This is a genomic window from Paraburkholderia rhizosphaerae, from assembly GCF_004366595.1.
In the GTDB taxonomy this organism is placed as follows: Bacteria; Pseudomonadota; Gammaproteobacteria; order Burkholderiales; family Burkholderiaceae; genus Paraburkholderia; species Paraburkholderia rhizosphaerae.
Genome location: NZ_SORE01000009.1, coordinates 16368 through 28760, shown reverse-complemented (window position 1 = coordinate 28760; position 12393 = coordinate 16368). Strand labels below are relative to the sequence as shown.

11 protein-coding genes are annotated in these 12393 nt (G+C 64.0%); 1 reads left to right on the top strand and 10 read right to left on the bottom strand.

The genetic code is table 11. The annotated features are described in order from the left end of the window. Positions 1–182 precede the first annotated feature (182 nt). Positions 183–689: a DciA family protein gene (locus tag BX592_RS13415; RefSeq protein WP_134192276.1), complete on the top strand. Its 507-nt coding sequence runs from the start codon at positions 183–185 to the stop codon at positions 687–689. Between the two features lie 103 nt (positions 690–792). On the opposite strand, the gene lpxC is transcribed toward BX592_RS13415, so the two are convergent. The 10 genes from lpxC to murD all read right to left on the bottom strand — a co-directional run bounded on the left by lpxC (position 793) and on the right by murD (position 12392). Beyond that, entirely contained in the window at positions 793–1710 is a 918-nt protein-coding gene (lpxC, locus tag BX592_RS13410; protein ID WP_134192275.1) for a UDP-3-O-acyl-N-acetylglucosamine deacetylase, read from the bottom strand. A 369-nt stretch (positions 1711–2079) separates the two neighbouring features. Beyond that, entirely contained in the window at positions 2080–2583 is a 504-nt protein-coding gene (locus tag BX592_RS13405) for a peroxiredoxin (protein WP_134192274.1), read from the bottom strand. A gap of 228 nt (positions 2584–2811) precedes the next feature. Further along, positions 2812–4014 carry a cell division protein FtsZ gene (gene ftsZ, locus BX592_RS13400; RefSeq protein ID WP_134192273.1) on the bottom strand — a complete coding sequence of 401 codons (1203 nt, stop codon included), beginning with the start codon at positions 4012–4014 and terminating at the stop codon, positions 2812–2814. Between the two features lie 104 nt (positions 4015–4118). Then, positions 4119–5351 (bottom strand): cell division protein FtsA, encoded by a 1233-nt coding sequence (gene ftsA, locus BX592_RS13390; protein WP_134192272.1) that lies wholly within the window; start codon positions 5349–5351, stop codon positions 4119–4121. A 27-nt stretch (positions 5352–5378) separates the two neighbouring features. Then, positions 5379–6131: a cell division protein FtsQ/DivIB gene (locus tag BX592_RS13385; RefSeq protein WP_134192271.1), complete on the bottom strand. Its 753-nt coding sequence runs from the start codon at positions 6129–6131 to the stop codon at positions 5379–5381. A gap of 10 nt (positions 6132–6141) precedes the next feature. Then, complete coding sequence (locus tag BX592_RS13380; protein ID WP_134192270.1) at positions 6142–7083, bottom strand: D-alanine--D-alanine ligase; 942 nt, start codon at positions 7081–7083, stop codon at positions 6142–6144. Beyond that, a complete protein-coding gene (gene murC, locus BX592_RS13375; protein ID WP_134192269.1) occupies positions 7080–8477 on the bottom strand; it encodes a UDP-N-acetylmuramate--L-alanine ligase in 1398 nt (465 codons plus the stop codon). The genes BX592_RS13380 and murC overlap by 4 nt, the downstream gene beginning before the upstream one ends. Beyond that, positions 8474–9601, bottom strand: coding sequence for an undecaprenyldiphospho-muramoylpentapeptide beta-N-acetylglucosaminyltransferase (murG, locus tag BX592_RS13370; RefSeq protein WP_134192268.1), 1128 nt, complete (start codon positions 9599–9601; stop codon positions 8474–8476). Before murG ends, murC begins: the two co-directional genes overlap by 4 nt. Beyond that, positions 9598–10881, bottom strand: coding sequence for a putative lipid II flippase FtsW (gene ftsW / locus BX592_RS13365; RefSeq protein ID WP_134192267.1), 1284 nt, complete (start codon positions 10879–10881; stop codon positions 9598–9600). The genes murG and ftsW overlap by 4 nt, the downstream gene beginning before the upstream one ends. Beyond that, positions 10878–12392: a UDP-N-acetylmuramoyl-L-alanine--D-glutamate ligase gene (murD, locus tag BX592_RS13360; protein WP_134192266.1), complete on the bottom strand. Its 1515-nt coding sequence runs from the start codon at positions 12390–12392 to the stop codon at positions 10878–10880. Before murD ends, ftsW begins: the two co-directional genes overlap by 4 nt. Position 12393 lies beyond the last annotated feature (1 nt).

The following is a 12393-nucleotide window of genomic DNA, read 5'->3' as shown; positions in this document are numbered from 1 at the left end:
GATTGAGCCTCGCCGGCCGGGCGCCGCGGCGACAAAGCTTCGACGCTCGCACCGCAGACACGGTCATACGTGAAGCGCGCGCGGTAAAATCGGCATTGCATGTCGCCCCATTCGCGCGCCCGATTCGCGCGCCCCATTCGCCGCGCCCCATTCGCCGCGCCATTACCGCCAAACATGAGCCCATGAGCCGCTCTCCGTCGAATTCAAGGCCGCCGTTCTCAAAACCGACCACACGGTCGCCGTCAGCGTCATTCGACCCGCGCCGCCCGCAACGGCTTGCCGATCTCCTCGCCCGTACCGATGCATTTTCCGCACTGCGCGCGGGCGTCGAGCAGATCGCCGCGCTCGAGCGCGACCTCAACGCGTTACTGCCCGATTATCTGGCAACGAGCGTCGAGCCGGGCTTCATCAAGGACGGCGTACTGGCCATATTCGCCGCGCACAATGCGCTCGCCGCGCGTCTGCGACATCTCGAGCCGCGGCTGCTGGCCGACTTGCAGCAGCGCGGCTGGCCGGTCGAGTCTCTGAAAATACGCGTGCGGCCAAAGCCGCTGGAAGCGCCACCGCCGCTCAAACAGGCCCGCATGACGCGCGTCGGCGCCGATGCGCTGCAGCAGCTAAGCGAGTCACTCGCACCGTCGCCGTTGCAGACCGCGTTGGCCCGCATGGCCGCGCGGCATCGTAAGTAAACGGCGCGCCACGCTCGCCGTAAACAAAAAAGCGACCCGCCTGGGGTCGCTCTTCTTCAAAACCCGCCGAACGCGCGACGCACACTGCGCCGCGCATCCGTGATCACGCAAATGCCGTCTGGGTATCGTACGCAAACCCACGCGGGGCTTTTTGCGGATCGTCGAACGTGACGATCTCGTACGCGTCTTCGTGTGCGAGCAGTTCGCGCAGCAACGCGTTGTTCAGACCGTGGCCCGACTTGTACGCATCATACGACGCGAGCAGAGGATGGCCGACCACGTACAGGTCGCCAATCGCGTCGAGCATCTTGTGCTTGACGAACTCATCGTCGTAGCGCAGCCCGTCGTTATTCAGAATGCGGTACTCGTCGAGCACGATCGCGTTGTCCATGCTGCCGCCGCGCGCAAGACCCAGCTCACGCATCGTTTCCACTTCATGCGCGAAACCGAACGTACGTGCGCGCGCGATCTCGCGCACATACGACGTGTTGGCGAAATCCACTTCCAGCGCCTGACCGGTCTTGTCGACGGCCGGGTGACGGAAGTCGATCGTGAACTTCAGCTTGAAGCCGAAATATGGATCGAGACGCGCGAACTTGTCGCCATCGCGAATCTCGACCGTCTTCTTCACCTTGATGAACTTCTTCGCAGCGTTCTGTTCTTCGATACCGGCGGACTGAATCAGAAACACGAACGAAGCTGCGCTGCCGTCCATGATCGGAATTTCCTCAGCGGTGACGTCGACATACAGATTGTCGATCCCAAGGCCCGCGCACGCGGACATCAGGTGCTCGACCGTCGACACGCGTGCGCCGTCCTTCTGCAACACCGACGCGAGCCGCGTGTCGCCAATCGCCATCGCCGACGCGGGAATGTCCACCGGCGTGGGCAGATCCACGCGCGAGAACACGATGCCCGTGCCCGGCGCGGCAGGACGAAGCGTCAGATCGACCTTGCGTCCCGAATGCAAGCCGATGCCGACCGTCTTCACGATCGATTTGATAGTGCGCTGCTTCAACATGGTCTTCTATTCCATTCAGCATCCCGACTGGAAATCGCGTCGGCACCTTGTCCGATACCGTTGCGATTGAATATACCAATCGAGACTTTTTAACCCATAGAGCGAAGTATACTCCATCCGCCCCCTAGGCGCCGCCGTCTGGTCGTATCAATCTGTTTCGCTACGTTACGCAAGCGGCGAAAGCTACGCTGCGTACTCCACGAATGAGGGGCCGACGCCCGGAATGGAGGCGTTCCCGGTCATCGGCCCACGGATTGGCCACGTTACGGCCTGTCACATTGACGTCACGGTCTTCGTTGCCGCGACACAACAAGCACAAGAATTGTGCGCCGCGCGCTTTATAACACAACCGTGCCGCGTTCGCTGCGACTACTTCAACGTCGCAAGTATGCTCTGCGCATCGCTCACTTCAAACTTGCCGGGCGCCTCGACGTTGAGCGTCTTGACTACGCCATCGTCGACCACCATCGCGTAGCGTTGCGAGCGAATGCCCATGCCACGCGCCGACAAATCCTGATCCAGACCGAGCGCCCGGGTGAAAACCGCACTACCGTCCGCCATCATGCGCACCTTGCCCGAGGTGTGCTGATCGCGTCCCCACGCGCCCATCACGAACGCGTCGTTAACCGACACGCACCAGATCTCGTCGATGCCCGCGGCTCGCAACTTCTCCGCCGCTTCGACGTAACCCGGCACATGTTTGGCCGAACAGGTCGGCGTGAACGCGCCAGGCAATCCGAAGATCACCACGCGCTTGCCCGCCGTTTGCTCGGTCACGCTAAAGCTGTTCGGTCCGATCGTGCAGCCCGCGCGTTCCTCGTCGAGCATTTCGAAGACGGTCGCGTCGGGCAGTTTTTCACCAGTTCTGATCATGCTCGTTCCTTCACTCGATGATGCGGGAGCTTGCTCGCACGTATACGTGTGGAAGCAGACATTCCATCCGGCAAAGGCAGCCCGTCCGCTTCGAAAATCGAAAAGGGCAACCGTGCTTGCCGCGCGTCCTGCGAGACGCGGTCAGTCGACTGTTCCACCTGTCACGCTCGTGCATCCGAAGTGGCGCAACACCTGCTTGCGCCGCAACGAAAGCCCGCTCCTCGCGCGTCAGTCAGCCTGCTTGCGCAGGAAAGCCGGGATGTCGTACGTATCGACGCCCTTTTCCTGCAGCGCCTGCACGTGCGAAGCCGCGGTATCGCGCGACGTGCGCCACACGGCCGGCGTATCCAGCGAACCGTAGTCCGCCGAATGAGCCGGCTGCGTCGCGTAGCCATGCTGCGTCGTGTGATGAGCGGCGACCGGTGCGTTGTCGGTACCGGTGCGCAGCAGCGTCATCGGTGCCGATTGCTGCTTCTTCGCGGTGCGTCCAAGACCCGTTGCAACGACGGTCACGCGCAGCGCGTCGCCCATCGCGTCATCGTACACGGCCCCGAAAATGACCGTTGCGTCGTCGGCAGCGTAGCTCTTGATGGTGTTCATCACTTCGCGCGTTTCCGACAGACGCAGCGAACGGCTCGACGTGATGTTGACCAGCACGCCACGCGCGCCCGACAGATCGACGCCTTCGAGCAGCGGGCTCGCGACCGCCTGCTCTGCCGCCAGACGCGCGCGATCGACGCCGGCGACCGTCGCCGTGCCCATCATCGCCTTGCCCTGCTCGCCCATCACCGTCTTCACGTCTTCGAAGTCGACGTTCACCAGACCGTCGACATTGATGATTTCCGCGATGCCGGCCACGGCGTTGTTCAGCACATCGTCAGCGCACTGGAAGCACTTGTCCATCTCGGCGTCATCGCCCATCACCTCGAACAGCTTGTCGTTCAGAACGACGATCAGCGAGTCGACGTGATCCTCCAGTTGCTGCGAACCTGCTTCGGCGACGCGCATTCGCTTGCCACCTTCAAACTCGAACGGCTTGCTGACCACACCGACCGTCAGAATGCCCATTTCCTTCGCGATCTGCGCCACAACCGGCGCCGCACCCGTGCCGGTGCCGCCACCCATACCCGCGGTGATGAACACCATGTGCGCGCCACGCATCGCGTCGGCGATCCGCTCACGCGCTTCTTCAGCGGCCGCGCGGCCCATCTCCGGCTTGGCGCCTGCGCCCAGACCGGTCTTGCCAAGTTGCAACACCGTGCTCGCACGCGAGCGCGACAACACTTGCGCGTCCGTGTTCATCACGATGAAGTCGACGCCCTGCACGCCGCGGTTAATCATGTGCTGCACCGCGTTGCCGCCCGCCCCACCGACACCTATCACCTTGATGATGGTGCCGTTGGTTTCCGTTTCCAGCATCTGGAATTCCATATTGCCTCCGTCAAGAAAAAAGTCTTAATCGGCCGTTATCCGGCAGGAGATCGGGCAACCTCCTGTCGCGCGCCGGCCGCCGGCACCAGCGCGAATTCGATTCGTTAAAAATTGCCGAGGAACCAGTCCTTCATTCGCGTGAACACCTGTCCCATCGAGCCGGACTGCACCGCAACCTTGCGGCCGCGCATCCGCTGCGAGCGCCCTTCGACGAGCAGGCCCATCGCGGTCGAGTAGCGCGGGTTGCGCACCACGTCCGCGAGGCCGCCCGCGTATTCAGGCACGCCAATCCGCACCGGCTTCAGGAAGATGTCCTCACCGAGCTCGACCATGCCGGGCATCATCGATGCGCCACCGGTCAGCACCACGCCGGAGCTCAGCAGTTCCTCGTAACCCGACTCGCGCACCACCTGCTGCACGAGCGAAAACAGTTCTTCGACGCGCGGCTCGATCACCGCGGCCAGCGCCTGGCGCGACAGCGTGCGCGGACCGCGCTCGCCCAAGCCCGGCACTTCGATCATTTCGTCTGGATCGGCCAGCGCCTGCTTCGCGATGCCATAGCCGACCTTGATGTCCTCCGCGTCCGGCGTCGGCGTGCGCAGCGCCATCGCGATGTCGCTCGTCACCTGATCGCCGGCGATCGGAATCACCGCGGTATGGCGGATCGCGCCTTCGCTGAAGATCGCGATATCGGTCGTGCCGCCGCCGATATCGACCAGCACCACGCCCAGTTCCTTTTCGTCTTCGGTCAGCACCGCAAGCGACGACGCAAGCGGCTGCAGGATCAGATCGTTCACTTCGAGCCCGCAGCGGCGCACGCACTTCACGATGTTCTGCGCCGCGCTCACCGCACCGGTCACGATATGCACCTTCACCTCGAGGCGGATACCGCTCATCCCGATCGGCTCGCGCACATCTTCCTGGCCGTCGATGATGAATTCCTGCGTGAGGATATGCAGCACCTGCTGGTCGGTCGGAATGTTGATCGCCTTCGCGGTTTCGATCACGCGCGCGACGTCCGTCTGCGTGACTTCCTTCTCCTTGATGGCGACCATCCCGCTCGAGTTGAAGCTGCGGATATGGCTGCCGGCGATCCCGGTAAACACGTTCGTGATCTTGCAGTCGGCCATCAGCTCCGCTTCCTCGAGCGCGCGCTGGATCGACTGCACGGTGGCTTCGATATTCACCACCACGCCTTTCTTGAGCCCCTTCGATTCGCTCTGGCCGAGGCCGATCACTTCATAGTGACCCTCACCTTTGAGCTCGGCGACGATTGCCACGACTTTCGCCGTCCCGATATCGAGGGCCACTAGCAGATCTTTATAGTCTTTACTCATAGCGTGCTCATTGCGAGTGATGTCCTGTTACTTCTTGCCCTTATCGGGTTCCGTAATGAAGCGCATGCCAGCCGCACGAATCGCGAAACCGTTTGGATAGCGCAAGTCCGCGTACTCGATGTCCTTCCCCCAGCGTTGCGTGATCGCGGACCACGCGGCCGTCAGGCGCCGCGAGCGGTCGTACAGCGTGTCCTGATTGCGTTCGCGGCCTAGTTCGATCTGCATGCCGTTCGACAGCTTCACCGTCCACGCATAGCGCGGCGACAACACCACTTCGTCCGGCGTCGCGCCAATCGACGCAAACCACTTCTCGAAATCGTGATAACGCGCGACGACTTCTTTCGCTGACCCATCCGGACCATCGAACGCGGGCAACGCTTCCTCGAGCTCGCCCTGGTTCGCGGTGAACAGCTCGCCGTCGACGCTCACCAGCTGATCGCTGCCCCACGTGCCGAGCGGCTTGTACTCTTCGAGCGTGACCGCCAGCGCATTCGGCCACACGCGCCGCACGCTCGCATGGCGCACCCACGGCATCTGCTCGAACGACTGCCGCGCGGCGTCCAGGTCGACGGTGAAGAAGTTGCCCTTCAGCCGTCCGACGACCGTTGCACGCACGGTTGGCGAATTGATGTGCTCGGTGTCGCCGTCGATGCGAATCTCGCGCAGCGCAAAGTTCGGGCGCTGGATCAGCCAGTACGCGCCAGCCGCCAGCAGCACGAGCGCCAGCAACGCGTTCAATGCGTTGGCGGCGAGGTTGAGCTGGCGAACGTTGTTCCACATGGCGGCCCGGTTAGTCCTTGAGCGTCAGCGACAGAATCTTCACGACCAGCTCCGAATAGCTGATGCCGACGGCGCGCGCCGCTTTCGGCGGCAGCGAGTGATCGGTCATGCCCGGTGCCGTGTTCACTTCGAGGAAATACGGGTTGCCGTCGGCGTCCATCATGAAATCGGCGCGGCCCCAGTCGGTGCAGCCGAGCACTTCGAACGCGCGACGCGACAACGCTTTCAGGCGCGTCTCTTCGGCCGGCGTCAGACCGCACGGAATCAGGTATTGCGTATCGTCGGCGATGTACTTCGCGTGGTAGTCGTAGAACTCGCCGGCCGGCACGATGCGAATGATCGGCAAATCGAGATCGCCGCACACGGCTGATGTGTACTCGCCGCCGCCTTCGATGCTCTTTTCGACGACCACGATCTTGTCGTACTTCGCCGCTTCTTCGAGCGCCGCGACTAGCGTGTCCGCGGTCTTCACCTTGATCACGGCGACGCTCGAGCCTTCACTCGCCGGCTTTACAAACAGCGGCAAGCCAAGCTTCGCGACAATGTCTTTCGCGCGCGCCGCGTAGTCGTCGCCGCGCAGCACGGCTTCGAACGGCGGCGTCGGCACACCGAGCTGCTGCCACACGAGTTTCGTGCGGAATTTGTCGAGCCCAAGCGCCGAGCCGAGCACGCCGCTGCCCGTATAGCGAATGCCGTAAAAGTCGAGCGCGCCCTGGATCTGGCCGTTCTCACCGTAGCCGCCATGCAGCGCATTGAACGCGCGCACGAAGCCCTCTTCTTTCAATGCCGCGAGCGGACGCTCGGACGGATCGAACGGATGCGCGTCGATACCGGCTTCGCGCAGCCCTTGCAGCACGAGGCGGCCGGAGTTCAGCGACACTTCGCGCTCGGCCGATTCGCCGCCGAGCAGCACCGCTACTTTTCCGAAGTCCTTCGGATTCACGCTACTCATTTCACACCTTCATTTGTTGCAGCCAACCGACCCGGCACACCGCCGATCGATCCCGCACCCATCGTGATCACCACATCGCCCGCGCGCACCACCGCGGCGAGCGCTTCCGGCACTTCATCGACCGTTTCGACGAACACCGGTTCGATCTTTCCTGCAACGCGAATCGCGCGCGTCAGCGAACGTCCGTCCGCGGCGACGATCGGCGACTCGCCGGCCGCATACACTTCGGTCAGCACCAGCGCATCGACAGTCGACAGCACTTTCACGAAGTCTTCGAAGCAATCGCGCGTGCGCGTGAAACGATGCGGCTGAAACGCGAGCACCAGCCGCTTGTCCGGAAAGGCACCGCGCGCCGCCGCGATCGTCGCGGCCATTTCGACCGGGTGATGACCGTAGTCGTCGACCAGCGTGTACGCGCCGCCATCGGCAACCGCCACCTCGCCATACCGTTGAAAACGCCGGCCGACACCATTGAATTCCGCGAGCGCTCGCTGGATATCGGCATCTTTCACTTCGAGTTCAGTCGCAATCGCGATTGCCGCGAGCGCGTTCTGCACGTTGTGCGTGCCCGGCAGGTTCAGCACGATGTCGAGCGGCGCCGCGTCTTCGCGCATCGCGGTGAAATGCATCTGGCCTTCGCGCGCGATCACGTTCACCGCGCGCACCTGCGCATCGGGCGCAAAGCCGTAGCGGATGATCGGCTTCGATACGAACGGCAGAATCTCCTTCACGTTCGGGTCGTCGACGCACAGCACCGCGATTCCATAGAACGGCAGCCGGTGCGTGAACTCGATAAACGCCTGCTTGAGCCGCGCGAAGTCGTGGCCGTAGGTGTCCATGTGATCGGCGTCGATGTTCGTGATCACTTCGATCACCGGGAACAGGTTCAGGAACGACGCATCCGATTCGTCCGCTTCGGCGACGATAAAGTCGCCGGTGCCGAGACGCGCGTTCGCGCCGGCGCTGATCAGCCGCCCGCCGATCACGAAGGTCGGATCGAGCCCGCCGGCGGCGAGCACGCTCGCGACCAGCGACGTGGTCGTGGTCTTGCCGTGCGTGCCGGCAATCGCAATGCCCTGCTTCAGGCGCATCAGTTCCGCGAGCATCACCGCGCGCGGCACGATCGGAATACGGCGGTGACGCGCCGCGAGCACCTCCGGGTTGTCGCCGCGCACTGCCGTCGACACGACAACCGCATTCGCGCCTTCGATGTTCTGCGCGTCGTGCCCGATCGCGATACGCGCGCCGAGCGCGGCAAGGCGATCGGTCACCGCATTACGTGCGAGGTCCGAGCCGCTCACCTGATAGCCGAGATTGACGAGCACTTCCGCGATGCCGCTCATCCCGGCGCCGCCGATCCCGACGAAGTGAATATGTTTGACGATGTGTTTCATTGCTGACTTCCTTCCGGGGTCGCGCTGCGCGCGACGCCCGCAACGGTTGCGCAGACTTGCGCAACCTGTTCGGTCGCGTCGGGCTTCGCGAGCGACCGTGACCGTTTCGCCATTTCCACGAGCGTTGCGCGCGTCTGGCCGCGCAGCCAGTCGGCGAGCATGTCCGCCGTCAGGTCGCGTTGCTGCACAACCCGCGCCGCGCCGTGTTCGGCGAGAAACGCGGCGTTCGTGGTCTGGTGATCGTCGACTGCATAAGGGAACGGCACGAAGAACGCCGCAACACCGACCGCCGCGATCTCGGCGACCGTCATCGCACCGGAGCGGCAGATCACGAGATCGGCGTTGGCGTAGGCGCTCGTCATGTCGTCGATAAACGGCACCAGCTGCACGTCGTCTCCGGTGGCAATGCCCGCGGCTTCGTAGTTCGCGCGCGCTGCGTCGATATGCTTTGCGCCCGCCTGATGCACGATGCGCGGCCGCTCGTTCGGAGCGAGGCGCGCCAGTGCGTTCGGCACGACTTCGTTGAGGCCCGCGGCGCCCAGGCTGCCACCGACCACCAGCACATTCAAAGGACCGCTTCGTGATGCATACCGTCCTTCGGGTGTCGGCACGCGCGCAAGTTCCTCACGAATCGGATTACCGGTCCATTCCGCATGCGGCAGCGCGTTCGGAAACGCGACGAGCACGCGCTTCGCCAGCTTCGCAAGCACCTTGTTCGCCAGGCCCGCGATCGAATTCTGTTCGTGCAGCACGAGCGAGCGGCCGGACAGCCAGGTCATCACACCGGCCGGGAACGTGATGTAGCCGCCCATGCCGAGCACGACATCCGGCTTTACGCGACGCAGCACCGAGAGGCTCTGCGAACACGCGCGCAACAGGTTCACCGGCAGCATCAGCTTGGTCGCGAGGCCCTTGCCGCGCAAGCCGCCGAAGCGCACGTACTCCATCGGAATGCCGTGCTTCGGCACCAGAGTCGCTTCCATCCCGGTCGGATTGCCGAGCCACACGACGCGCCATCCCCACGCCTGCATCAGGTGCGCGACCGCGAGTCCCGGGAACACGTGTCCCCCGGTGCCACCGGCCATCACCATCAGCGTGCGCGGATCGGTCGCGATGCGTGTCATACCTTCCCTCCGCGCATCAGCACCCGGTTTTCATAGTCGACCCGCATCAGCACCGCGATCGCGAGGCAGTTCAGCAGGATGCCGGAGCCGCCATAGCTGACGAGCGGCAGCGTCAAACCTTTGGTCGGCAGCAGACCGAGGTTCACGCCCATATTGATAAACGTCTGCGCGCCAAACCAGATCCCGATGCCTTTCGCGACGAGACCCGCAAACGTGCGGTCGAGCGCGAGCGCCTGGCGGCCGATTTCGAACGCGCGACGCACGATCCAGTAGAACAGCAGAATCACGACCAGCACGCCGACGAAACCGAGTTCCTCGCCGATCACCGCGAGAATGAAGTCGGTGTGCGCTTCCGGCAGGTAATTGAGCTTTTCGACGCTGCCGCCAAGACCGACGCCGAACCATTCGCCGCGGCCGAACGCGATCAGCGAGTGCGTCAATTGATACGCCTTGCCTTGCGCGTAACGGTCGTCCCATGGATCGAGGTACGCAAAAATCCGCTCGCGGCGCCACGGCGACGCCCACACGAGCAGCGTAAACGTGCCCACTGCGGTCGCCACCAGCCCGCCGAAAATCTTGCCGTTCACGCCGCCGAGAAACAGCAGGCCCATCGCGATCGCGGCGATCACCATAAACGCGCCCATATCCGGCTCGAGCAGCAGCAGCATGCCGACCACGCCGACTGCGAAGCCCATCGGCAAGAAGCCCTTCGCGAAGCTGTGCATGTATTCCTGCTTGCGCACCGTGTAGTTCGCCGCGTAGATCGTCACCGCGAGCTTCATGATTTCCGACGGCTGCATATTCGTGATGCCGAGCGGAATCCAGCGGCGCGCGCCGTTCACGCCTTTGCCGATGTGCGGGATCAGCACGATCACCAGCGCGACGAGCGCGATCAGAAAAAGCTTCGGTGCGTATTTGTCCCACGTCGAAATCGGAATGCGGAACGTGACAATACCGACCACGCCGCCGAGCACCACATACAGCGTCTGCCGCACGAGAAACGCGTAATCGCGATACGACGCGTACTTCGGCGAATCCGGCATCGCAATCGACGCCGAATACACCATCACGACGCCGAGCCCGAGCAGCGCGACGACCACCCACAGCAGCGAATGATCGTAATCGAGCATCCGCGAGCGCAGCGGCCGCACGCCATTGACGGCGCTCGCGAGGCCGCCGGCAATGCCGCGCCCCGACGTCGACGATGACGCAGTTGAACTGCCCGACACCGAGCCGCGTTGCCCGGCCAGGCGTGATCCGAAGCGTTCCGACCAGCTCATATCATCGTCCCCCGTTCGGCGGCAATCTCTTCGACCGTGCTGCGAAACACCTCTGCACGGTGCGCGTAACCCTTGAACATGTCGAAGCTCGCGCATGCGGGCGACAGCAGCACCGCATCGCCGGGCTGCGCGAGCGCGGCTGCTGCGCGCGTCGCTTCTTCGAGCGTCGCGTGATCGGCAAGCGCGATGCCGGTGTCGGCGAGTGCGGCGCGGATATTCGGCGCGTCGCGGCCGATCAGCATCACCGCGCGGCACCAGCGCGTGACCGGCGCGGCGAGCGGCTCGAAGTCCTGGCCCTTGCCGTCGCCGCCGGCGATCAGCACCGCGCGCTGCGCAAGTCCGTCGAGCGCGGCGACGGTTGCGCCGACGTTCGTGCCCTTGCTGTCGTCGACGTAGTCGACGCCGTCGAGCGAAGCGATCAGTTCGACGCGGTGCGGCTCGCCGCGGTATTCGCGCAGTCCGTGCAGCAACGGCGCACCCGGTAGACCCACCGCGCGTGCGAGCGCAAATGCGGCGAGCGCATTTGCCGCGTTGTGCAAGCCACGAATGCGCAATGCGTCGGCCGGCATCAGGCGCTTCAACGCAATATTCGGCGGCGTCGTGCTTTCGCTCTTGCGACGGCGCGTGCTGGTCGGTTCGTCGGCTGCATCGAGGTCTTCGGCTTCGACCAGCCACAACATTCCGTTATCGCGCAGCAAGCCGTAGTCGCCATTGCGCGCCGGCTCGTTCAGCCCGAACGTCACCATCTGCGCCGCACTGTCCGCGGCGGGCGCGAGCGCCATCACGCGCGCGTCGTCGCGGTTGAGCACCCGCACCGTATGCGCGCCGAAGATGCGGCCCTTCGCGGCGGCATAAGCGTCGAGCCCGCCGTGCCAGTCCAGATGGTCCTGCGTGATATTGAGCACGACCGCCGCGTCCGGCGCGAACGTATGCGCGGTTTCCAGCTGGAAGCTCGACAGCTCGAGCACCCAGATGTCCGGCAGCGCGGTGTTGTCGATCGCTTCGCTCAGTTTGTCGAGCGCGGCCGGGCTGATATTGCCGGCAATCGCGACCTTCTTGCCCGCGCGCGCGCATAGCAGGCCGGTGAGACTCGTCGTCGTGGTCTTGCCATTGGTGCCGGTGATCGCGATCACCTTCGGTGCGTAACCGCTTGCGCCGAGCGTCTTCAACGCCTGCGCGAAGAACTCGAGCTCGCCCCACACCGGAATATCGCGCTCGCGCGCGGCATCGATGAGCGGCAGTAAATCGGCGGCGAGCGGCGACAAGCCGGGGCTGATCGCCACCAGTTCGACTCCTTCGAGCAGCACCGGCGAAAACGCGCCGCCGATGAAATCGGCGTCGACGCGATGCGCTTCGAGCGCGGACAGATTCGGCGGCACTTCGCGCGTGTCGGCAATGCGCAGGCGGCAACCGTGCCGCGCGCACCAGCGCGCCATCGCGAGGCCCGATTCACCGAGCCCCAGCACGAGCACCATCGGCTTTTGCCGATCCTGAAACTTCTCGCCGAACATC